The sequence below is a fragment of the Enterovibrio norvegicus genome (genome assembly GCF_002876705.1).
Classification (GTDB): domain Bacteria; phylum Pseudomonadota; class Gammaproteobacteria; order Enterobacterales; family Vibrionaceae; genus Enterovibrio; species Enterovibrio norvegicus_B.
This window is the reverse complement of the sequence record NZ_MDAG01000011.1, coordinates 31,948-54,899: the sequence shown is the minus strand read 5'-3', so window position 1 is coordinate 54,899 and position 22,952 is coordinate 31,948. Positions and strand designations below refer to the sequence as shown.

Annotated in this window: 21 protein-coding genes, 7 tRNA genes and 1 pseudogene; 5 read left to right on the top strand and 24 right to left on the bottom strand. The window is 48.9% G+C overall.

Annotation, left to right across the window (positions count from 1 at the left end; genetic code table 11):
- Positions 1 to 22: 22 nt before the first annotated feature.
- Positions 23 to 742: pseudogene (locus BCT27_RS06850) on the bottom strand (magnesium chelatase domain-containing protein); the annotation flags it as partial.
- Between the two features lie 457 nt (positions 743 to 1,199).
- Here BCT27_RS06850 and ilvG point away from each other — a divergent pair.
- The 5 genes from ilvG to ilvA are packed head-to-tail and all read left to right on the top strand — an operon-like array spanning position 1,200 to position 7,476.
- Positions 1,200 to 2,846, top strand: a complete 1,647-nt coding sequence (gene ilvG / locus BCT27_RS06845) for an acetolactate synthase 2 catalytic subunit (RefSeq protein WP_102395371.1) — start codon at positions 1,200 to 1,202, stop codon at positions 2,844 to 2,846.
- Positions 2,843 to 3,085: an acetolactate synthase 2 small subunit gene (gene ilvM / locus BCT27_RS06840; RefSeq protein WP_017012295.1), complete on the top strand. Its 243-nt coding sequence runs from the start codon at positions 2,843 to 2,845 to the stop codon at positions 3,083 to 3,085. Before ilvG ends, ilvM begins: the two co-directional genes overlap by 4 nt.
- A gap of 30 nt (positions 3,086 to 3,115) precedes the next feature.
- Positions 3,116 to 4,051 (top strand): branched-chain amino acid transaminase, encoded by a 936-nt coding sequence (locus tag BCT27_RS06835; protein ID WP_017012296.1) that lies wholly within the window; start codon positions 3,116 to 3,118, stop codon positions 4,049 to 4,051.
- 21 nt (positions 4,052 to 4,072) lie between these two features.
- Complete coding sequence (ilvD, locus tag BCT27_RS06830) at positions 4,073 to 5,914, top strand: dihydroxy-acid dehydratase (RefSeq protein ID WP_102390275.1); 1,842 nt, start codon at positions 4,073 to 4,075, stop codon at positions 5,912 to 5,914.
- A 2-nt stretch (positions 5,915 to 5,916) separates the two neighbouring features.
- Positions 5,917 to 7,476 carry a threonine ammonia-lyase, biosynthetic gene (ilvA, locus tag BCT27_RS06825; protein ID WP_102319243.1) on the top strand — a complete coding sequence of 520 codons (1,560 nt, stop codon included), beginning with the start codon at positions 5,917 to 5,919 and terminating at the stop codon, positions 7,474 to 7,476.
- Positions 7,477 to 7,526: 50 nt separating this feature from the next.
- Here ilvA and BCT27_RS06820 read toward each other — a convergent pair whose 3' ends face one another.
- From BCT27_RS06820 to BCT27_RS06710, 23 genes are all read right to left on the bottom strand, one after another.
- Positions 7,527 to 7,898, bottom strand: a complete 372-nt coding sequence (locus tag BCT27_RS06820) for a helix-turn-helix domain-containing protein (RefSeq protein ID WP_017012299.1) — start codon at positions 7,896 to 7,898, stop codon at positions 7,527 to 7,529.
- Between the two features lie 230 nt (positions 7,899 to 8,128).
- The gene (locus tag BCT27_RS06815; protein WP_017012300.1) at positions 8,129 to 8,500 is read right to left on the bottom strand and encodes a helix-turn-helix transcriptional regulator; all 372 of its coding nucleotides are present in this window, start codon (positions 8,498 to 8,500) and stop codon (positions 8,129 to 8,131) included.
- 337 nt (positions 8,501 to 8,837) lie between these two features.
- Positions 8,838 to 10,673: a glutamine--fructose-6-phosphate transaminase (isomerizing) gene (gene glmS, locus BCT27_RS06810; protein ID WP_102319242.1), complete on the bottom strand. Its 1,836-nt coding sequence runs from the start codon at positions 10,671 to 10,673 to the stop codon at positions 8,838 to 8,840.
- Between the two features lie 15 nt (positions 10,674 to 10,688).
- A complete protein-coding gene (locus BCT27_RS06805; protein WP_017012302.1) occupies positions 10,689 to 11,453 on the bottom strand; it encodes a DeoR/GlpR family DNA-binding transcription regulator in 765 nt (254 codons plus the stop codon).
- A 201-nt stretch (positions 11,454 to 11,654) separates the two neighbouring features.
- A tRNA-Leu gene (locus BCT27_RS06800) sits at positions 11,655 to 11,739 on the bottom strand.
- A gap of 39 nt (positions 11,740 to 11,778) precedes the next feature.
- Positions 11,779 to 11,865: transfer RNA gene (locus tag BCT27_RS06795), tRNA-Leu, on the bottom strand.
- Between the two features lie 83 nt (positions 11,866 to 11,948).
- Positions 11,949 to 12,025 (bottom strand) — tRNA-Met (locus BCT27_RS06790).
- Positions 12,026 to 12,036: 11 nt separating this feature from the next.
- Positions 12,037 to 12,111 (bottom strand) — tRNA-Gln (locus BCT27_RS06785).
- A 34-nt stretch (positions 12,112 to 12,145) separates the two neighbouring features.
- Positions 12,146 to 12,230 (bottom strand) — tRNA-Leu (locus tag BCT27_RS06780).
- Between the two features lie 36 nt (positions 12,231 to 12,266).
- Positions 12,267 to 12,343, bottom strand: a tRNA-Arg gene (locus BCT27_RS06775).
- 3 nt (positions 12,344 to 12,346) lie between these two features.
- Positions 12,347 to 12,421: transfer RNA gene (locus tag BCT27_RS06770), tRNA-Gln, on the bottom strand.
- Between the two features lie 125 nt (positions 12,422 to 12,546).
- Positions 12,547 to 13,908 carry a bifunctional UDP-N-acetylglucosamine diphosphorylase/glucosamine-1-phosphate N-acetyltransferase GlmU gene (glmU, locus tag BCT27_RS06765; RefSeq protein WP_102317228.1) on the bottom strand — a complete coding sequence of 454 codons (1,362 nt, stop codon included), beginning with the start codon at positions 13,906 to 13,908 and terminating at the stop codon, positions 12,547 to 12,549.
- Between the two features lie 212 nt (positions 13,909 to 14,120).
- The gene (locus tag BCT27_RS06760; RefSeq protein WP_017010596.1) at positions 14,121 to 14,543 is read right to left on the bottom strand and encodes a F0F1 ATP synthase subunit epsilon; all 423 of its coding nucleotides are present in this window, start codon (positions 14,541 to 14,543) and stop codon (positions 14,121 to 14,123) included.
- 18 nt (positions 14,544 to 14,561) lie between these two features.
- Positions 14,562 to 15,965 (bottom strand): F0F1 ATP synthase subunit beta, encoded by a 1,404-nt coding sequence (gene atpD, locus BCT27_RS06755; RefSeq protein ID WP_102317227.1) that lies wholly within the window; start codon positions 15,963 to 15,965, stop codon positions 14,562 to 14,564.
- Positions 15,966 to 16,000: 35 nt separating this feature from the next.
- Positions 16,001 to 16,867 (bottom strand): F0F1 ATP synthase subunit gamma, encoded by an 867-nt coding sequence (gene atpG, locus BCT27_RS06750; protein ID WP_017010594.1) that lies wholly within the window; start codon positions 16,865 to 16,867, stop codon positions 16,001 to 16,003.
- Positions 16,868 to 16,913: 46 nt separating this feature from the next.
- Positions 16,914 to 18,455 carry a F0F1 ATP synthase subunit alpha gene (gene atpA, locus BCT27_RS06745; RefSeq protein ID WP_017010593.1) on the bottom strand — a complete coding sequence of 514 codons (1,542 nt, stop codon included), beginning with the start codon at positions 18,453 to 18,455 and terminating at the stop codon, positions 16,914 to 16,916.
- Between the two features lie 16 nt (positions 18,456 to 18,471).
- Positions 18,472 to 19,005, bottom strand: a complete 534-nt coding sequence (gene atpH / locus BCT27_RS06740) for a F0F1 ATP synthase subunit delta (RefSeq protein WP_017010592.1) — start codon at positions 19,003 to 19,005, stop codon at positions 18,472 to 18,474.
- Between the two features lie 15 nt (positions 19,006 to 19,020).
- Positions 19,021 to 19,491: a F0F1 ATP synthase subunit B gene (gene atpF / locus BCT27_RS06735; protein ID WP_017010591.1), complete on the bottom strand. Its 471-nt coding sequence runs from the start codon at positions 19,489 to 19,491 to the stop codon at positions 19,021 to 19,023.
- Positions 19,492 to 19,534: 43 nt separating this feature from the next.
- On the bottom strand, positions 19,535 to 19,789 hold the full coding sequence (atpE, locus tag BCT27_RS06730) for a F0F1 ATP synthase subunit C (RefSeq protein ID WP_002540812.1): 255 nt from the start codon (positions 19,787 to 19,789) through the stop codon (positions 19,535 to 19,537).
- Positions 19,790 to 19,861: 72 nt separating this feature from the next.
- The gene (atpB, locus tag BCT27_RS06725; RefSeq protein ID WP_017010590.1) at positions 19,862 to 20,671 is read right to left on the bottom strand and encodes a F0F1 ATP synthase subunit A; all 810 of its coding nucleotides are present in this window, start codon (positions 20,669 to 20,671) and stop codon (positions 19,862 to 19,864) included.
- An 8-nt stretch (positions 20,672 to 20,679) separates the two neighbouring features.
- Positions 20,680 to 21,069: a F0F1 ATP synthase subunit I gene (locus BCT27_RS06720; protein ID WP_017010589.1), complete on the bottom strand. Its 390-nt coding sequence runs from the start codon at positions 21,067 to 21,069 to the stop codon at positions 20,680 to 20,682.
- A gap of 178 nt (positions 21,070 to 21,247) precedes the next feature.
- Positions 21,248 to 22,141 (bottom strand): ParB/RepB/Spo0J family partition protein, encoded by an 894-nt coding sequence (locus BCT27_RS06715; RefSeq protein ID WP_102317226.1) that lies wholly within the window; start codon positions 22,139 to 22,141, stop codon positions 21,248 to 21,250.
- Between the two features lie 8 nt (positions 22,142 to 22,149).
- Positions 22,150 to 22,950 carry a ParA family protein gene (locus BCT27_RS06710; protein ID WP_017010587.1) on the bottom strand — a complete coding sequence of 267 codons (801 nt, stop codon included), beginning with the start codon at positions 22,948 to 22,950 and terminating at the stop codon, positions 22,150 to 22,152.
- Positions 22,951 to 22,952: the final 2 nt, after the last annotated feature.

Sequence of the window (22,952 nt, the reverse complement as noted above, 5' to 3'; positions counted from 1 at the left end):
TAGCGCTTAGGCTAGTCTCAACCTCTATTTTCCCAATGACTACCAACATAGTAGAGGCTAATTTTTTATTTATAGGTCTATTAGTACCTATAGGTAATAAATTGTGCGATCCTGCCGCGGCAATTTCCAACGCCCGTTTTCCTTGCTGCTGACCGATAATGTCTTGCATACAGCGAGGGTTAGTGACGTGCTCAACATCGGCATTTTCTGGCTCTTTAAGCATCAATGCACCTTGCCCGCTCAAGTGACGACACACTGACATCAGATCCGGCGCGGAAACATGGATGTCTCGCCCCACCAGCGCCACCTGTCCGCCATTGTCATCGGGCACGACGAGGCTTCTGTTTGCATCAATGCTGGCGACAGCCGCAGGTAACGCACCCTTTACTGAGCGAAGCTGCCCTGACAATGCCAATTCACCCACAAACTCATGGCCATTCAATTTTGTCATCGGGATTTGAGAGGACGCTGCAAGAATGCCCAGTGCAATCGGTAGATCAAAACGCCCCCCTTCTTTGGGCAAATCCGCAGGCGCAAGATTGACGGTGATCCGTCTCGCGGGAAATTCGAAACCCGAATTCACGATGGCGCTACGCACACGATCGCGAGCTTCTTTTACGGTGGTTTCTGCAAGGCCAACAAGGTTGAATCCGGGTAGTCCGTTACTAATATGTACTTCAACAGTAACAAGTGGTGCACTGACGCCGACACACGCTCGGCTTTGAATAATCGCAAGACTCATAAGGGTAAATGCTTAATTAGTTATTTATCATAAAGTTAAATGCATAAAACAATAGTATTGCTGCATTACGACGCGAAAATCCTGAAAACCGCTCACTTTTTACTTGTCATGCGACGAACGTCTGTGATACCACTAAGGGCAGACAACAAGTATGCAAACAAACGTTGACATAAACGATCACCACCTAACATTTGGTGGTTAACGTAAGAGACAAAATGAATTTATCAACTCGCGCCCTCGTCATTATTATTTCAATTATCGTGGTGGTACTACCGCGAGGGGCAGCGACGTTTAGAAAGTAACAACAACATCGCAACCAGCCCCCGCATCGAAAGGTTCGGGGGCTTTTTAACATTGGAAGTCCGGTTGTAAACGCAGAAGGAAAACGCGGTATGGAAACACCACAGGAAGCAGAGCAGCAGCTTTTCTCTCCAATGCCGACAGGGAGGATGCAAGGATGACAGGTGCACAATTAGTGGTAAGCGCATTGCGCGAGCAAGGCGTAGAAACCATCTTCGGATACCCAGGCGGGGCGATCATGCCCGTCTATGACGCCCTCTATGATGGCGGTGTCGACCATGTCCTTTGTCGACACGAACAAGGCGCTGCCATGGCTGCCATCGGGTATGCACGTTCTACTGGCGGTGTAGGCGTTTGCCTTGCCACCTCCGGCCCGGGTGCGACAAACCTGATCACAGGCCTTGCGGATGCCATGATGGACTCCGTGCCTATCGTCGCTATCACAGGCCAAGTCGCCAGCCCCCTTATCGGTACCGATGCGTTTCAAGAAGTCGACGTGCTCGGCCTTTCCCTTGCGTGTACCAAACACAGCTTTCTGGTGACTGACCAACGTGAGTTAGCCAAAACCCTTGCAGAAGCTTTCGTCGTGGCGAAAGAAGGCCGTCCCGGCCCTGTGCTGGTGGACATCGCGAAAGACGTCCAACTCGGGCAAATCGACGACACAACAGCACCTAATATATCCACGCCTGCTGCACCAGACGTGTCCATCACGTCACTGCAAGAAGCCAACACGCTCATTGCAGCAAGTAAACAGCCTATTGTGTATGTCGGTGGCGGCGTTCAACTGGCACACGCAACAGACACCCTGCGTCAGTTCTTGAATCACAGTCAAATCCCCTCAACCTGCACCTTGAAAGGCCTAGGATCGGTCCATCGCGATTATCCGTACTACTTGGGTATGCTGGGCATGCATGGCACCAAAGCGGCTAACCTTGCGGTTCAGCAGGCTGATCTACTCATTGCGATTGGTGCGCGCTTCGATGACCGCGTGACAGGCAAGCTCGATACCTTTGCGCCGAATGCGACCGTGGTACACATCGATATCGACGCTGCTGAGTTTAACAAACTGCGTCGTGCCAATGTGCCGCTTCGCGGTGAGCTGAATGCCATTTTGCCGCAGCTAGGCGAACCATCTGATATTTCTGAATGGCAGCAAAACATCGACACCATGATGAAAGATTTCGGTTGGCGTTACGATCACCCCGGCGACGCCATCTATGCGCCGCTGTTGTTAAAGCAACTTTCTGACATGATGCCAGATTCAACCGTGGTCGCGACCGATGTGGGTCAACACCAAATGTGGGTGGCACAACACGTATGTCCTCGACGCCCTGAAAACCTGCTGACATCAGCGGGGCTAGGCACCATGGGATTTGGCTTACCCGCCGCCATGGGCGCGAAAATGGCAAGGCCTGAAGATGAGGTTGTATTAGTTTCGGGAGATGGTTCATTTATGATGAACGTTCAGGAGCTAGGAACTTTAAAACGACGTAATATACCCGTCAAAATGGTGCTATTGGATAATCAGCGCTTAGGGATGGTTCGACAGTGGCAGGAGCTGTTTTTCGACAAACGCTTCAGCGAAACCAATTTGTCTGACAACCCGGATTTTGTGACGCTCGCTAGCGCGTTTAACATTCCCGGCAAAACCATTACCTGTAAAGAAGAGGTCATCCCTGCCCTGCAAGAGATGATGGCCAGTGACACAGCCTACCTGCTGCATGTTGCTATCTCAGAGGAAGAGAACGTATGGCCGCTGGTTCCACCCGGCGCCGCCAACCAGGATATGTTGGAGAGAACATGAGCCAATCACATACCCTACTTATTGAAGCGGACGATAAGCCTGAATTGCTGGAGCGATTGCTTCGCATCGTGCGTCACCGTGGCTTTCGCCTCACCCGCTTAGACATGCATCATACTGACAGTAATGATGTGGTTGAAATTACCTTGAAGGTGGAGAGCACTCGCCCTGTTGCCAACCTTCACAGCCAATTAGACAAATTATGGGATGTCTCACACGTACGTCTGCTCCCGCAAGAATAATAGTAGTGCGTTACTAAAAAGGATGAATACATGGCAAACACAGCGGATTATATTTGGTCTAACGGTGAACTCATTCCTTGGCAAGATGCCACGGTTCACGTTCTGACTCACGCGATGCATTATGGTACATCGGTGTTCGAAGGCATTCGTTGCTACGACACACCTAATGGCCCTATCGTTTTCCGCCATCGTGAGCACATGCAACGTCTGAAAGACAGTGCAAAAATCTACCGTTTCCCGATCCCATACAGCGTCGATGAGCTGATGGAAGCCTGTCGTGAAACCCTTCGCGCCAACAAACTGAACTCGGCTTACATTCGCCCGTTGGGTTTTGTCGGTAACGTAGGTTTGGGCGTTTGCCCACCACCAGAAACCAAAATGGACCTCATCATTGCCGCTTTCGGCTGGGGTTCATACCTCGGTGAAGAAGCGCTGGCAAACGGCGTGGATGCGATGATTTCAAGCTGGAACCGCGCTGCACCAAACACCATTCCAACCGCGGCTAAAGCGGGGGGGAACTACCTGTCGAGCTTGCTCGTCGGTGGTGAAGCACGCCGTCATGGCTATGCTGAAGGTATTGCACTGAGCGTGGATGGTTATTTATCAGAAGGCGCTGGCGAGAATTTGTTTGTGGTCAGAAATGGGGTGATTTCTACGCCACCTGCCACCAGCGCAATTTTGCCGGGCATTACCCGTGACTCCATCATGATCCTTGCTCGTGACATGGGTTATGAAGTGCGCGAGGAAAACATCGCACGTGAAGCGTTGTATCTGGCTGATGAAGTCTTCATGACAGGTACCGCCGCTGAAATCGTGCCGGTTCGCAGCGTTGACCAAATCACCGTGGGTGAAGGCGCGCGCGGCCCAATCACAGAAAAAGTGCAATCCGCATTCTTTGGCCTGTTCAACGGCCAAACAGAAGACAAATGGGGATGGCTCGATCCGGTCTCTCCGGAAGCCAAATAAGCAGTAAAAGAGGACAAGGAAATGCCTAAGTATCGTTCAGCCACCACCACTCACGGCCGTAACATGGCCGGCGCACGCGCACTTTGGCGTGCCACTGGCGTGAAAGATGAAGATTTCGGAAAACCCATCATTGCCGTAGTGAACTCTTTTACCCAGTTCGTACCGGGACACGTTCACCTAAAAGACATGGGCCAACTCGTTGCACGCGAGATTGAAAAAGCAGGCGGTATCGCCAAAGAATTTAACACCATCGCCGTGGATGACGGTATCGCCATGGGCCACGGCGGCATGCTTTACAGCCTGCCATCACGTGAGCTAATTGCAGACTCCGTGGAATACATGGTGAATGCACACTGTGCAGATGCCATGGTGTGTATTTCGAACTGTGACAAAATCACCCCAGGAATGCTGATGGCCGCCATGCGCATCAACATCCCGGTGATCTTTGTTTCAGGTGGCCCAATGGAAGCGGGTAAAACCAAGCTTTCTGATCAGATCTTAAAACTGGATCTGGTAGATGCCATGATCCAAGGTGCTGATCCAAAAGTGTCAGACGAGCAAAGCGAGCAGATAGAACGTTCTGCGTGCCCAACCTGTGGTTCATGTTCTGGCATGTTCACTGCAAACTCAATGAATTGTCTCACCGAAGCGCTGGGCCTTAGCCAGCCAGGGAACGGTTCAATGCTGGCAACCCACGCCGATCGTGAGCAATTGTTCCTGAAAGCCGGTCACCGCATCGTTGATTTAACCAAGCGTTACTACCAACAAGACGACGAATCTGTGCTTCCGCGTAACATCGCAAGCCGTGCCGCGTTTGAGAACGCCACCGCGCTCGATATCGCCATGGGTGGTTCGAGTAACACGGTGCTTCACCTTATCGCAGCTGCCCAAGAAGGTGAGATTGACTTCGATATGGATGATATCGACCGCATGTCTCGTCGTGTCCCTCACCTTTGTAAAGTGGCGCCATCTACTCAGCAATACCACATGGAAGATGTGCACCGTGCTGGTGGCGTTATCGCAATTTTGGGCGAGCTAGCGCGTGCAGATTTGCTCAATACCGACGTACCGACCGTACTAGGCCAAACCATGGCTGAAAACATTGCGCAATACGACATCATGGTGACCGAAGATGAAGACGTGAAAACCTTCTTCCGTGCTGGCCCTGCAGGTATTCGTACCACCAAAGCCTTCTCACAAGACTGTCGTTGGGACACCGTTGATGATGACCGTGTTGGCGGCTGTATCCGTACCCGTGAAAATGCATTCAGCCAAGAAGGCGGCCTTGCTGTACTTGGCGGTAACCTTGCCGAAAACGGTTGTATCGTTAAAACGGCGGGCGTAGATGAAGAGAATCTCGTCTTCCGTGGCCCAGCTCATGTCTTTGAAGCACAAGAAGATGCGGTTAGCGGCATTTTGTCTGGTGCGGTGAAAGCGGGCGAAGTGGTTGTTATTCGTTACGAAGGCCCGAAAGGCGGCCCGGGTATGCAAGAAATGCTGTACCCAACCACCTATCTGAAATCCATGGGCTTAGGGAAAGCGTGTGCGTTGATCACCGATGGGCGCTTCTCTGGCGGAACCAGTGGTTTATCTATCGGTCACGTTTCACCAGAAGCGGCAAGCGGCGGCACAATCGGTTTGGTGAAGCAAGGCGACATCATAGCTATCGATATTCCTAACCGTTCCATTGTGTTAGAAGTTGATGACGCCGAACTGACTACCCGTCGTGCAGAAACGGATGCGCGTGGTTGGAAGCCCGTTTCACGTGAACGCGTTGTATCCTTGGCACTAAAAGCCTATGCAAGCCTTGCGACCAGTGCCGACAAAGGTGCTGTTCGCGATAAAAGCAAACTGGAGGGGTAATCATGACGCAGGCCCACCAACAGACGAAAGACATTGCACCGCTTAGTGATGCCGATTACATGCGCGACATTTTGCGCGCGCCTGTGTATGAAGTGGCGATTATCAGTCCTTTACAGGACATGCCACGAATTTCCCAGCGATTAGGCAACACTATTCAATTGAAGCGTGAAGACCGCCAACCGGTGCATTCGTTTAAGTTGCGTGGCGCTTACAACATGATGTCTCAACTGACTGAGACGCAGAGAAAGGCCGGCGTGATCGCCGCCTCTGCAGGTAATCACGCTCAAGGTGTTGCGATGTCTGGCAGCAAGTTGGGCGTGAAAGCCACGATCGTGATGCCAAGAACGACACCAGATATCAAGGTGTCAGGGGTACGCAGCTTTGGCGGCAACGTGATTTTACATGGCAATAACTTTGATGAAGCCAAAGCAAAAGCCATTGAACTCTCACAAGCGCACGGCTACACCTTCGTTCCACCATTCGACCATCCATCGATCATTGCAGGACAAGGCACCATCGGTCTGGAAATGCTGCAGCAAAATGGCCACCTAGATTACATTTTCCTGCCCGTAGGCGGAGGCGGCATCGCTGCCGGCGTTGCAGTCATCGTTAAACAGCTGATGCCACACATAAAGATCATCGCAGTGGAAGCGGAAGACTCCGCGTGTTTGAAAGCGGCACTCGACGCTGGAGAGCCCGTTACCCTCGATAATGTGGGTACCTTTGCCGACGGTGTTGCCGTTAAGCGCATTGGTGACGAATCTTTCCGTCTTTGCCAAGAACATATTGATGACATCATTACCGTGTCTAGCGACGAAATTTGTGCGGCGGTGAAAGACATCTTTGAAGACACCCGCGCCATTTCAGAGCCTTCAGGGGCATTATCCCTCGCTGGCCTGAAGCGTTATGTCGAGCAGCACCAGCTCAAAGATAAGAACCTTGCCACTATACTGTCGGGCGCAAACACAAACTTCCACAGCCTTCGTTACGTGTCTGAACGCGCTGAACTGGGTGAAAAACGTGAAGGGTTACTTGCGGTTACCATCCCTGAACGTACCGGTGCGTTTTTGGATTTCTGCAAAGTGCTAGGCGGACGCGCGGTGACCGAGTTTAACTATCGCCACAGCGATGACGCAGAAGCGAACATCTTTGTCGGTGTCCGTTTGCTTAATGGCCAAGAAGAGCTTGATAGCATCACTGCAGATTTGCGTAAAGGCGGGTATGCGGTCGAAGATTTATCAGACGATGAAATGGCAAAAGTTCACGTACGCTACATGATTGGCGGGCGACCAACCAAAGTCATGAAGGAACGTTTATACAGCTTCGAATTTCCAGAATACCCTGGTGCATTGCTACGCTTTCTCAACACACTGGGCACACATTGGAACATCAGCATCTTTAACTATCGCAACCATGGTGCTGACTATGGGCGTGTACTTTGTGGTTTCGAGCTTGAAGACGCGGATCTGCTTTCGTTCACCACCCATCTCCGTGAGCTTGGGTATTCGTGGAAAGATGAAACGGAAAACCCGTCTTATCGTTTCTTTCTTGCGAAGCAATAATGTAAAAAATAGAGATAAAAAAACCGGCGTCAGCCGGTTTTTTTTTCACGTTATTCATTGTTTGGTGACGAGCCGATATCAACCATATACGCCGCCAACAATAAAGCTTGCTCCATCACAAGGTGACGCGCGGACAGAGGTAATTTATTAAACAACATTAATAATGTGTTCAACTCATCTCTGTGCGTAAACGCGATATCACTGCGTGTACTTTCACCGTATAACAACCAGTTTAATGGTCGGCCAGTAACGTCAGCAATTACCGCAAGCGACGAAATTTTTGGTTCAGTCTTTCCCGACTCGATATCCAAATACGTCTGGCGTGCAACATCAAGATGTTGCGCCATTTCTACTTGCGTAATTTCGCGATATTCGCGCGCTTCTCGAATGCGCTGCGCAACGTGAGCTTTGACAATCAACATCACTTCTTGCCCCACAACTCGACACTAAAGCGTTGTAGCGAAATTGCCACACCACCGTAAAGCGCTTAACAGCTAGATCCTGCATTATGCACAGCGGCGTTGGCTTCACATGTAAAGCGTCATTGAATTGTGAATCTAGGCCGTTGTTGCCTAAGCCAGATGACAAGCAAATAGTGCAATACCTATTTTGGCAGGCAAGGTCTGACCTAGCCTGCCGCGTAAGTAAGTGCTCAACCTCTTTGGGCTGATTTAGAGTAATTTACTAAAAATGATGCCATGTTTACACTTTGGTTTAGGATGGCAGTACGTGCCTCATGAGGCAGTTTTGAGAAGTGTTCAAGCAGACGATTTACATCTTGCTTATATTGAACATCATGCAGTTCTACATCTGCATCACCGTAAACAAACCAAACCAATGGGCGTTCTGTGATTTCTGCAATCTCAGACAGCATTCGAACGCGAGGTTCTGTTTTACCGGTTTCGATGTCTAAATATGTTTGGCGCGCTACTTCCAGTAGTTTTGCCATTTTTACCTGAGTGATACCTTTCCACTCACGTGCTTCTTTGATGCGTTTCGCTACTTGTGATTTTGAGTCAATCATACTTCACCTTCACTCCCTACGACGTGCAGCTCGTTTTTGATTATTGCTGCTTTATCGACAATATGCACAATACGCGCCAACTATTTAGACAAGCGTTAAATCAATAAAAATCATAGCGTTATATATACAGAATGGTGTTGTGTTTATCTTTCTAGGCGGGATGTCTTGTTATCACTGCGAAATGATTTGCAAAATGCAAATATCAGCCAATATTTCGAAGTTGCAAATAGCAAAGAGCAAATTGAATGTCTTATTTACGATACAAAAAAGGCGCTATAAGCGCCTTTATGTGATTTTCGCGAGCAAGAGATAGCCCGCTATTTCATTGAAATATAAATCATTCTACCGTTACAGCTTTCGCTAGGTTACGCGGCTGATCCACATCCGTACCTTTAATAAGGGCCACGTGATACGACAAAAGCTGCATTGGCACTGTGTAAAAGATCGGCGCACTGACTTCATCAACATGCGGCATAGCAATGATCGTCATCCCTTCGCTTTCTTGGAATCCCGCCGATTCATCCGCAAACACATACAACTGACCACCACGAGCACGCACTTCTTCGATGTTCGATTTAAGCTTCTCTAGCAGTTCATTGTTTGGCGCTATCACAATCACCGGCATGTCCGCATCAATAAGCGCCAGAGGGCCATGTTTGAGCTCACCAGCAGCATACGCTTCAGCGTGAATGTAAGAAATCTCTTTGAGCTTGAGCGACGCTTCCATGGCGATAGGGTAAAACTCACCACGGCCAAGGAACAAGGCGTGATGCTTATCAGCAAAACCTTCTGCAAGCGCTTCAATTTGCTTATCAAATTTCAATGCCTGTTCTATGTCCATAGGCAAACGGTGCAAGGCTTTTACGATCTCGGCTTCTTTCTCCGCGCTCACCGTACCTTTTTGTTTACCAAGTGCTGTCACCATCATCAAAAGAGCCGTTAATTGCGTCGTAAAGGCTTTGGTGGATGCCACACCTATTTCGGTGCCTGCACGCGTCATGATGGCAATATCGGATTCACGAACCAACGACGAGCCAGCCACATTACACACCGTCATGGCAGCCATAAAACCACGCTCTTTTGCCAAACGCAACGCCGCCAGCGTATCTGCCGTTTCGCCCGATTGCGACAGTGTAATGAGAACACTGTTTGGACGCGTCACAAAGTTGCGATAACGAAATTCAGAGGCAATCTCTACATCACAACCCACACCCGCAATCGATTCAAACCAATAGCGAGCGACCATACCTGCGTTGTATGACGTGCCACAGGCGATGATCTGGATATGCTCTGCTTTTTGCAAAATGTCCTTCGCACCATGGCCCAGTGCATCCACCAGCACAGATTCAGAATCGATGCGCCCCTCAAGGGTATTAATAATGGCAGAAGGCTGTTCGAAGGTTTCTTTTTGCATGTAGTGGCGGTATTTTCCTTTATCCGCAGCATCATGCTCTGCCGTTGATTCGTGAACCGTGCGCGTAACTGCATTGCCATCAACATCAAAAATGTCCACATTACGGCGTGTAATTTCCGCAATATCACCTTCTTCGAGGAACATGAAACGGCGCGTCACGTTTAATAACGCCAACTGATCAGACGCCAGGAAGTTTTCACCGATCCCTAAGCCGATCACCAGTGGGCTACCAGAACGCGCAGCGATCAATCTGTCCGGATCACGACGATCCATCACAACGGTGCCGTAAGCGCCTTCTAATTGCGCGACTGTGCGCTGGAAGGCTTCAAGCAGCGAACCGCCTTGTTCGAGCTCCCAATGTACGAGGTGCGCGATAACTTCGGTATCTGTTTGCGACGCGAAGGTATAACCTCGGCCAATGAGTCGCTCTCTCAGCGGCTCGTGGTTCTCGATAATGCCGTTATGAACCACAGCAATGTTTTCACCCGACATGTGTGGGTGCGCATTTGCTTCGCTGGGTTCGCCATGTGTAGCCCAGCGGGTGTGTGCGATCCCTGTACCACCAGCAATGAGTTGGTCGTCGAGTGCATCAGACAACATTTTTACTTTGCCTAATCGGCGCAAGCGGCTCAGTTGCGAGTCAGCATCGATCACCGCCAAACCCGCGGAGTCATATCCGCGATATTCCAATCGGCGTAACCCTTCGACTAGAATTTCCGCCACATCCCTTTGCGCCACCGCGCCAACAATTCCACACATAGCAAATCCCCGTTATCAATCTGGGGCGCAGATAACCTCTGTGCCCGTCTTTTCAATGGCCAGTCTTGTGGTACTGTCGATATTGTTATCTGTAATAACGGTCGTAATTACCTGCCAAGGCAATTCTAGATTAGGGATTTTTCGTCCTATCTTTTCCGATTCAATCATCACGACAATCTCTCTGGAAACCTCTGCCATGACTTGGCTGAGTCCAACGAGCTCATTAAACGTCGTGGTACCTCGAATGACATCTAAACCGTCAGCACCGATAAATAATTGGTCAAAGTCATACGCACGCAGTGCTTGTTCCGCCATTTGCCCCTGAAACGCCTCAGAGTGCGGATCCCATGTGCCTCCTGTCATCAATAGGGTGGGTTCGTTTTCCAACTCTTTGATTGCTTGCGCAACACTTAAAGAGTTTGTCATGACAACCAATCCACGTTTTTGATTCAGAAGAGGAATTAGCGCTGCGGTTGTTGAACCGCTATCTACCACAATACGATTATGGTCCCGAATACGGCTTGCTGCCATTTTCGCTATCGATAACTTTTGTTCCGAAACTTTTACGGCATTTTCCGAAACCATTTCATGCGGAACTGGCACGGCACCACCGTAACGACGAAGTAGAATTCCGTTTTTCTCAAGCTCAGCAAGGTCTTTACGGATGGTAACTTCGGATGTTTCAAATAAGCCCGAGAGCTCATCTACACTGACCTTTCCTTTCTCACTCAACATTGCCACGATGGCGTGACGCCGTTGTTGAGTATTACGTTTCGACATGTAACCACCAAACTTTCGTTTCGAAAGATAATATTCACTTTAACCTAAAGATCAAGAATCAAATGCGAGAAAACTCACAGCAATTTTGTTAAAGCGTGAAGAGAGACATTATACAAGGGACTGTAACAACGAGGGAGATTGAACACTGAGGATAAAATTTGGACGAAAAAAAAGCAGGCTAATAAGCCTGCTTTTTTTATATGGTGCGGAAGGAGAGACTTGAACTCTCACACCTTGCGGCGCCAGAACCTAAATCTGGTGCGTCTACCAATTTCGCCACTTCCGCGTGTTTCTTTTTGCCTATCCCTTAAAGGGACAGTAAATCTGGTGCGGAGGGAGGGACTTGAACCCTCACATCCGTTAGGACACTAGCACCTGAAGCTAGCGCGTCTACCAATTCCGCCACCACCGCATGTTTTGCTCAGACTTTGAGTTTGTCACTCTAGACACTTGGTAGTGCGTCAGTCTGTTTGAAAGCCAACGCTTTCGAATTAATGGTGGCTACGACGGGATTCGAACCTGTGACCCCATCATTATGAGTGATGTGCTCTAACCAACTGAGCTACGTAGCCATGCCAAAATATGGCTGGGATACCTGGATTCGAACCAGGGAATGGCGGCATCAAAAGCCGCTGCCTTACCGCTTGGCGATATCCCAACAGCAACCACGCTTATCGCATGATCCTTTAATATGGTGCGGAAGGAGAGACTTGAACTCTCACACCTTGCGGCGCCAGAACCTAAATCTGGTGCGTCTACCAATTTCGCCACTTCCGCATTTTGTTTCTCTCATCTCTCTCAAAAGAGAAAAGATGGTGCGCGCGGGAGGATTCGAACCTCCGACCGCCTGGTTCGTAGCCAGGTACTCTATCCAGCTGAGCTACGCGCGCATTTGGCTGGGATACCTGGATTCGAACCAGGGAATGGCGGCATCAAAAGCCGCTGCCTTACCGCTTGGCGATATCCCAACTGAGGCGCGTATAGTATTGCGGATTCAGAAAGCCGTCAACCCCCTATTTTTCGTTTGATGGCGATTTAATCGCTTCAATAAAAAAACACCGCTTTTGCGGTGTTTTTTTATGCATGGCAGGCGTTATTTCTTCTTAACAGGCCGAGTCCAACCATCAAAAGCACGTGCTTTTGCACGGGTGATAACAAGCTGTCCTTCTGCGACATCGCTGGTTAGCGTGGTGCCAGCACCAATTGTCGCACCTTTTTTCACTGTAACAGGTGCGATTAGCTGAGTATCAGACCCAACAAACACATCATCTTCAATAATGGTTTTATGCTTGTTCGCACCATCATAGTTACAGGTAATTGCGCCCGCACCAATATTCACACGATCGCCAATCTCAGCATCACCGAGGTATGTTAAGTGGTTAGCTTTCGACCCCTTACCTAATCGGGTGTTTTTCACTTCAACGAAGTTACCTACGTGAGAGTCTCCCACCAGCTCCGCACCAGGGCGTAAACGTGCAAATGGACCCACGGTGCAATCTTCACCGACTGACGCACCTTCAATCACGCTGTAAGGACGAACAACGGTGTTATCATCGATCTCACAATCTTTTAGTACACAACCCGCGCCGATAACCACGTTATCGCCCAAAGTCACTGTACCTTCGACAACGACATTCACGTCGATTTCGACATCCGTACCACATTGAAGTTGGCCACGAAGGTCGAAACGCGCTGGGTCACGCAACATCACGCCACTTTCCAATAGCTTTTCAGCTTGTGCCGCTTGGAAAGCACGCTCAAGACGTGCCAATTGAATACGGTTGTTAACACCTTCAACTTCAATCGCACTTTCTGGGTGTACGGCTTCAACTGCACGGCCTTCGTTGTGAGCGATAGCAATCACGTCCGTGAGGTAATATTCACCCTGCGCATTTTCATTGTTCAGCGCTGATAACCAACGGCGTAGGTCTCGGCCTGTTGCGACCATGACCCCGGTATTGATTTCTTTGATCAGTTTTTGTTCTTGCGACGCATCTTTGTCTTCAACAATGGCAACAACAGGACCGTTACGGCGAACAATACGACCATAACCCGATGGGTCATCAAGCACGACAGTCAAAAGCGCAATACCGCCGTCAGGCTGTGCATCTAACAAGTTTTCAATTGTTTGCTCGCTGATGAGTGGAACATCACCATATAGCACCAACACTTGCTCATCATCTCGAAACTCACTAGATGCCTGATCAACCGCATGACCGGTTCCCAGTTGCTCTGCCTGCAATACCCAATTAACTGGCTCTTGAGACAACACCGCTTTCATGTCATCGCCGCCATGTCCGTAGACCAAGTGAAGTTGCTGAGCACCCAACGAACAGCAGGTATCGATAACGTGTTTCACCATTGGTTTACCCGCAAGGGTATGAAGCACCTTTGGCAAATTTGAATACATACGGGTGCCTTTGCCCGCGGCCAGAATGACGGCACTGAAATTCATGAGAAGAGGTATCCTTATTGCTCAGTATCAACTTCAAATATAATTGTTGTGTATTGTAGCGATTTCACTCGGGGAACGGGATTCAAATTATTAAGAATAAGAAAGATTTCCGTCACTCTGTATCAATAAATCGACGAAGTGAGAATTTTTAGTGATAAAAAAGGCGACCTATTTGGTCGCCTTTTATTTTTGGCTGTTTATCCGGCCGGATATTAGCGCGCCTTTTTTGTCAGCTCGATAACTCGTAGCTGGGCAATCGCTTTGGCCAGGTCACTGGCCGCCTGAGCGAAGTCCATATCACCGTGCTTGTTGAGGATACGATCCTCAGCACGTCGCTTCGCTTCTTCCGCCTTAGCTTGGTCCAAATCAACACCGCGAATCGCGGTATCAGCAAGCACAGTAACTGTGCTTGGTTGTACTTCCAACGTACCACCAGAAAGATAAATCACTTCCTCATGGCCATGTTGTTTAGTAATTCGGATCATGCCGGGCGTAATGGCGGTCAGCAGCGGGGTGTGACTTGGGAAAATACCAAGCTCACCTTCGCTACCAGTTACCTGAATAGATTCAGCACGGCCAGAAAACAATTGTTTCTCTGCACTTACTACATCCAGGTGGAAGGTCATCGCTGCCATATCGCCTCCTAAAAACCCTTACAGGTTCTTCGCTTTTTCGAGTACTTCTTCCATACCACCACAGTACAGGAATGCCTGCTCTGGGATATCGTCGTACTCGCCACTCATCAGGCCTTTAAAGCCAGCGATGGTTTCTTTAAGCGAAACGTAAACACCAGGTTGACCAGTGAATACTTCAGCAACGTGGTATGGCTGCGTCAAGAAACGTTCAATCTTACGAGCACGAGATACCGCAAGTTTGTCGTCTTCTGACAATTCATCCATACCCAAGATAGCGATGATGTCTTTCAGTTCTTTGTAACGCTGCAGTACAGACTGAACGCCACGCGCAACATCATAGTGCTCTTGACCGATAACCAATGGATCTAGCTGACGAGATGTCGAGTCCAATGGGTCAATCGCTGGGTATAGACCCAAAGAGGCGATGTTACGTGAAAGTACAACGGTCGCATCCAAGTGAGCAAACGTGGTTGCTGGTGATGGGTCAGTCAAGTCATCCGCAGGGACGTAAACGGCCTGTACAGATGTGATAGAACCACTCTTGGTAGACGTGATACGTTCTTGAAGAACACCCATCTCTTCCGCTAGTGTAGGCTGGTAGCCTACCGCAGAAGGCATACGACCTAGCAGTGCTGATACTTCAGTACCTGCCAAGGTGTAGCGGTAGATGTTATCGATAAACAGAAGTACGTCACGGCCTTCGTCACGGAACTTCTCAGCCATAGTAAGGCCGGTCAACGCTACGCGTAGACGGTTACCTGGTGGCTCGTTCATCTGACCATAAACCATGGCTACTTTTGATTCTGCTGGGTTTTCGATGTTAACAACACCGGCTTCCTGCATTTCGAAGTAGAAGTCGTTACCCTCACGAGTACGCTCACCAACACCTGCGAATACTGATAGACCTGAGTGTTGCAGTGCGATGTTGTTGATAAGTTCCATCATGTTGACGGTCTTACCTACACCAGCACCACCGAATAGACCGATTTTACCACCCTTCGCAAATGGGCAAACCAAGTCGATTACTTTTACACCGGTTTCTAGCAGCTCAGTCGCGTTAGACTGATCTTCATAGCTTGGTGCGGCACGGTGAATAGAGTAACGCTCTTCTTCACCGATATCGCCACGCTCGTCGATTGAGTCACCCAGTACGTTCATGATACGACCTAGGGTTGCAGTGCCTACTGGCACTTCAATCGGCTTGCCTGTGTTCTCTATTTCTAGTCCACGACGCAGACCATCAGACGAACCCATCGCGATGGTACGGACAATACCACCACCCAGCTGTTGCTGAACTTCCAGCACCAGACGCTCGCCTTCACGTTTCACGTTCAGGGCATCATATACCTGAGGTACTGATTCCTGTGGAAACTCCACGTCGACTACCGCACCGATGATCTGAACGATCTTACCTGTAGCCATCGTTATTCCTCTAAAATAGTTCGTTGGCCCTTGCCTTACACGGCCGCTGCACCGGAGACAATCTCCGAGAGCTCTTGTGTAATTGCAGTCTGACGGGCTTTGTTATACACCAGTTGCAGTTCATCAATGATGTCACCTGCATTATCTGTTGCAGCCTTCATCGCAACCATTCGCGCCGCTTGTTCGCACGCGAGGTTTTCCACTACACCTTGATAAACTTGTGATTCAACATAGCGAACCAACAAGGTATCTAGCAGTGGTTTAGGCTCAGGCTCATAAATGTAATCCCAAGCATGGCTGCGTTTCATTTCTTCGTCTTCTGACTTAGGCAAAGGCAGCAATTGATCGATCACTGGTTCCTGCGTCATGGTGTTTACAAACTTGTTGTACACCAGATATAGGCGATCCAGTTGGCCGTCATCGTATTTTTTCAGCATCACACCGACCGTACCGATCAGGTCTTCCAGTGATGGGTTATCACCCAAGCCAGAAACTTGTGCTGAAACATTTCCGCCGTAGCTGTTAAAAAATGCCGTTGCTTTTGCACCAATAAGTGCAGTTTCAACGTCTGCACCTTTTTGAGTCCACTCTTGCATTTCAGTGATAGCACGCTTGAACACGTTAATGTTCAAGCCACCACACAGACCACGATCAGATGATACGACGATATAACCGACGCGCTTGGCTTCACGCTCTTCCAAATAAGGATGGCGATACTCTAATTTACCAAGGGCGACATGACCGATCACTTTGCGCATAGTAGTCGCGTATGGACGAGAAGATTCCATTGCGTCTTGCGAACGACGCATTTTAGAAGCTGCTACCATTTCCATCGCTTTGGTGATCTTCTGTGTGCTTTTCACACTTCCGATCTTGTTACGAATTTCTTTTGCGCCGGCCATCGTTACTCTCCGTTGTCAGAAGGCCGCATAAGCGGCCTTCTACGCATTACCAGGTTTGCGTTGCCTTGAAATCTTCAACCAACTTAGCAAGTTGCGTTTCGATTTCGCCGTTGTAATTACCCGATTCTTCAATCTGGGCAACCAACTCAGCATATTGCGCCTTAGCAAATGCAAGCAGAGCAGCTTCGAAGTCAGCCAGTTTCACCAACTGAACGTCAGTCAAATAGCCTTTTTCAGCTGCAAAAATTACCAAGCCCTGCTCAAACACAGACATTGGTGCATATTGCTTCTGCTTCATCAGCTCGGTCACTTTTTGACCATGATCCAGCTGCTTCTTCGTTGCTTCATCAAGATCTGATGAGAACTGAGCAAACGCCGCAAGTTCACGATATTGCGCCAGTGCGGTACGGATACCACCAGACAACTTCTTCATGATCTTGGTTTGTGCTGAACCACCTACACGAGATACCGAAATACCTGGGTCAACAGCTGGGCGAATACCCGCGTTGAACAGTTCGGACTGCAGGAAGATCTGACCATCGGTAATCGAGATAACGTTGGTTGGAACGAACGCAGATACGTCACCCGCTTGGGTTTCGATGATAGGCAGTGCGGTCAAAGAACCTGTTTTGCCTTTCACTTCACCGTTGGTGAATTTCTCAACGTAGTCAGCATTGACGCGCGCAGCGCGTTCTAGAAGACGTGAGTGGAGATAGAAAACATCACCTGGGAATGCTTCACGACCTGGTGGACGACGTAGCAATAGAGAAATTTGACGGTAAGCAACTGCTTGCTTAGACAAATCATCATATACGATCAGCGCATCTTCACCACGGTCACGGAAGTATTCACCCATCGCACAACCTGCATAAGGTGCAAGGTATTGCAGTGCCGCTGCTTCAGAAGCAGATGCAACAACAACGACGGTGTTCTTCAGTGCGTCGTGCTCTTCCAGTTTGCGAACCACGTTAGCAATGGTTGACGCTTTCTGGCCGATAGCAACATAGATAGAGTAGATTCCAGAGTTCTTCTGGTTGATGATCGCATCGATAGCCATCGCAGTTTTACCTGTCTGGCGGTCACCGATGATCAGCTCACGCTGGCCACGGCCGATTGGGATCATGGCATCAACTGCCTTGTAACCGGTCTGTACTGGCTGGTCAACAGATTGACGAGCGATAACGCCCGGTGCAATCACTTCTACAGGAGAAGTTAATTTTGCTTCAATCGGACCTTTACCGTCGATAGGTTCACCCAAGGTGTTAACCACACGACCCAGTAGCTCAGGACCTACTGGCACTTCAAGAATGCGACCAGTACCGGTTACTTTCATGCCTTCCTGAAGGTCGGCATATGGACCCATAACAACCGCACCTACAGAGTCGCGCTCAAGGTTGAGCGCCAACGCGAAGCGGTTGCCTGGTAGTTCAATCATTTCACCTTGCATCGCATCAGCAAGGCCATGGATACGAATGATACCGTCACTGACTGACACGATGGTACCTTCGTTGCGAGCTTCACTAACAACGTTAAAGTTTTCGATACGTTGTTTGATTAGTTCGCTAATTTCCGTGGAATTAAGTTGCATGCTCCAATTCCCCAAATCAAGACTGCAATGCATCGCTCAGTCTACGGACACGGCCGCTTACTGAGTTATCAATGATCAAGTCTCCAGCTCGAATCACAACCCCGGCAACCAGGGTCTCGTCTACACTACAGTTCAGCTTCACTTTGCGCTCAAGGCGCGCTTCCAGTTTGCTGGCAATAGCATCTATTTGCGCTTGGCTAAGCGCGATGGCTGAGAGGACTTCAACATCCACTAGCTTTTCAAGTTCACGGCGTAACGCCAAGAACTGAATAGATACATCCGGCAACGCTGCAAGGCGTCCATTCTCGGCCATTACCTTAATCAGGTTTTGGCCTTGTTCATTGAGCTGTTCGCCACATACAGAAACAAAAATTTCTGTCAGCTTTTCCGCTGAATTCATGCCACTGAGAAAATCTGCAATGGTTTCGTTACGGGCGACTTCAGCAGCAAAGGCAAGCATTTCAGACCACTGGTCTAACTCACCTTTTTCTACTGCAAGGTCGAAGGCTGCTTTAGCGTAGGGGCGTGCGATGGTAGTCAGTTCAGACATATCTGCCCCTCCTTCTTAAAGTTCTGCAGTGATTTTATCGAGAATATCTCGGTGAGCGTTCTCATCAATTGAGCGCTCAAGGATTTTCTCAGCACCGATCACGGCTAGAGTTGCAACTTGTTTGCGCAGTTCATCGCGGGCACGGTTGCGTTCAGCTTCGAGTTCAGCCTGTCCTTGGTTAAGGATATTTTCGCGTTCAGTGTTAGCTTCTTCGCGGGCTTGGTCGATAATTTGAGCTTTACGCTTGTTTGCTTGATCGATGATCTCAGTTGCAGAACGCTTTGCTTCTTTAAGTTGATCTGAAGCATTAGCCTGGGCCAAATCCAGGTCTTTTGCGGCACGCTCAGCTGCCGCTAGACCGTCAGCAATTTTCTTCTGACGTTCCTCAATCGCTTGCATGATTGGTGGCCATACATATTTCATGCAGAACACAACAAACATGGTAAAAGCGATCGCCTGGCCGATTAGAGTTGCGTTGATATTCACAACACCGCCTCCATTAGTTGGCTAAAGGTACGATTCAGACGACTTAACCCAGCTGACCGACGAATGGGTTTGCGAAGGTGAACAGCAATGCGATTACGATACCGATCATTGGAACAGCATCCAGCAGACCAGCGATGATGAACATCTTAACTTGCAGCATAGGAGCCATCTCTGGTTGACGCGCAGCGCCCTCAAGGAATTTACCGCCAAGCAGTGCGAAACCAATCGCAGTACCCAGGGAAGCAAGACCTACAATGATGCCCACGGCAATTGCAGAAAAGCTCAATAAAGTTTCCATCACTATCTCCAGTTTCTTGTTGTCGGCCTATATGCCGGAAGGTCTAACAAAAGTTGCTTACTTAAAAACGTATTAATGATCTGAGTCTTCATGTGCCTGAGACAGGTACACGATAGTCAACATCATAAAGACGAACGCTTGGATGGTAATAACCAAAATGTGGAAGATTGCCCACGGTAATGCCCCCAACCATTGCGCCCACCACGGCAGTAGAGCCGCAATCAGGATAAATACCACTTCACCTGCGAACATGTTACCGAACAAACGCATACCCAGTGAAATTGGTTTCGCCAGCAGCGATACCACTTCAAGAAGCAGGTTGAAAGGGATCATAACAGGGTGATTGAACGGGTGAAGAGCCAGTTCCTTAGCAAAACCGCCAATGCCTTTTACTTTGATGCTGTAGTAAATCATCAAGAAGAAGACACCCAGCGCCATCGCCAGTGTGATATTTACGTCTGCAGTTGGTACCACTTTAAGGTAAGGGATACCGAACCAGTGTTCCGCCGGATAAGGAAGAAAATCGATAGGAATTAAATCCATCGTATTCATCAAGAATATCCAGACGAAAATGGTCAGAGCCAGTGGAGCAATCAGTGGGTTTTTTCCATGGAAGGTTTCGCGTACGTTCTCATCAACGAACTCGACTAGCATTTCCACAAAACACTGAAGCTTACCAGGGACTCCGGTGGTTGCTTTCTTCGCCACAGAGCGGAATAGCCATAAAAAGCCAAAACCGATCAAGACTGAGAAAAACAGGCTATCAATGTGCACGGCCCAGAAACTACCACCCTCAACCAGCCCTAATTTGTCGGTAGACAGATTAGAAAGGTGGTGGGCGATATAACTAGACGGTGTAAGCGCTTCACCTGGCGCAGCCATAACTCATCCTATTTGTTGTTGTTAATGAATAAAACTGGCGCGAGGATGTTGATTCCAAGTACCAGCAAATAGGTCAGTTTGAGGGGAACAAGTTCCACCTCGGCATACAGGTAAACAACGGAGAATAAAACGACAGTTAATAGAATTTTGAGTACTTCACCGCTGTAGAAAGATGCTACAACCAGCTTGGCCGCTCTTGCTCCACTAAACAGGAATGCACACAATGCAAAGGCTGCGTTGGCTACCACAAAGATGCCACCGCCAATGAGTGCGGAAATTCCCCAGTCGACATTGATGGTGGTCACCATCAAGATTGCCGTTGCTAACACGACGCACACCTGTAACAGCAGCAACCTTTTCGCAAGCTTGCGACCTGGTCGCGTGAGCGTCGATACCATGTATTCGTTCCTCGATTCCTTTCCTCGTAGCACTTGTCGTGCTGGGAAAACTGCGAAAATTATACGGGTCACCCTTTTGAATGCAATCTCATAGCTCCAAAAAGCGAGGCTAAATTTTACAACAGGGTAACCTGATCACAGTAAGCAAAAATATGTAACAAAATCTCAACGCGTGAAATCACACTTCTCTATCGAGAATTGCAAGAATTTGCATAAGTTTTTCGTTTTGGTCAAAACTGATGACTAATTTCCCACTGCCACTTTGGCTTTGTGAGAGCGTCACCTTGGTGCCAAGTTTATCTGCCAATCTGTCTTGCACTTCCAGTATCTGAGGTGAAGGTTGATTTGCTGCAGACTCTACTGCTGGCGTTTGCATCTTTTTCACCAAAGCTTCGGTCTGTCTCACAGTGAATTTTTTATTCACCGCTAACACCGCCGCTTCGATTTGCGACTCACCTTCCAATGAAAGGAGTGCTCGCGCATGGCCCATTTCCAATTGGCGACCAAATAAGAGCTTTTTCACGCCGGCTTCGAGGCCGTTTAAACGTAATAAATTGCTGATTGTTGTACGGGATTTACCCAATGCTTCAGCCAATTGTTGGTGAGTCAGAGAGAAATCTTGTACTAATCGGTTGAGGGCTTCTGCCTCTTCCATGGCATTGAGGTCTTCGCGTTGAATGTTCTCTATCAACGCGATGGCGCTAGCGGCTTTGTCATTTAATTCACGCACTAAACACGGTACGTGGGTCAAACCCGCTTTTTTCGATGCTCTCCAGCGACGCTCACCAGCAATGATTTCATATTGCTGTACATCAACTCTACGAACAACGAGTGGCTGAATAACGCCTTGAGCGCGTATTGATTCAGCCAATTCGTCTAAGGCTTCTGGTTCCATTTCTTGTCGTGGCTGATACATACCAGGACGAAGAACCGCCAAAGGCAATTGTTGTAACTCACTATGATTAACGGCTTCCTGGCGCTCAACATTCATGTCGACGCGTGCTTGTGCTTTCGCACTCGTCGCAAGGAGGGCATCTAGCCCTTTGCCCAATCCACGTTTGGGAGTGTTCATTTAATTCCTTAAGAAGCGCTGGCTGCGTTTGCCGTAAATCTTGCTTGTTCTTCTCGGCGAAGCATTTCACCTGCTAGGGCAAGGTATGCTTTTGCTCCGCTTGAGTATTTATCATAATACATGGCAGGTCGCCCATGACTCGGCGCTTCTGCAAGGCGAACATTGCGCGGTATTACCGTGCGATACACTTTATCACCAAAATGTTTCTTAATCTGATCGGACACTTCAGTCGCCAATCGATTTCTTGGATCGTACATGGTTCTGAGCAAACCTTCGACATGCAAATCTGCATTCACAACACTTGCTAGCTTACTGATGGTATCCATCAAGGCTGTTAATCCTTCCAGTGCAAAATATTCACACTGCATCGGCACAAGTACAGAGTTTGATGCTGTCATGGCATTGATTGTAAGAAGGTTTAAGGAAGGTGGACAATCTATGAAGATGAAATCATAGTTTTCACGCACTTCCGCTAGCGCATTGCGCAATCTTACTTCTCGTGCAAACACTTCCATGAGTTTGATTTCAGCGGCTGTCACATCGCCATTTGCAGCGATCAGATGATACCCGCCTGTTGTTTCCGTCACCACCACGTCATTGAAAGGGGTTTCTTCAACAAGTAAATCATAGGCCGTGGCATCGACATCGTACTTATCGACACCACTGGCCATTGTCGCGTTTCCCTGCGGGTCTAGGTCTATAACAAGCACCTTGCGCTGGGTTGCGGCCAAAGACGCAGCCAGATTAATACAGGTCGTTGTTTTACCAACGCCCCCTTTTTGGTTCGCAATTGCTATGACTTTTCCCACAA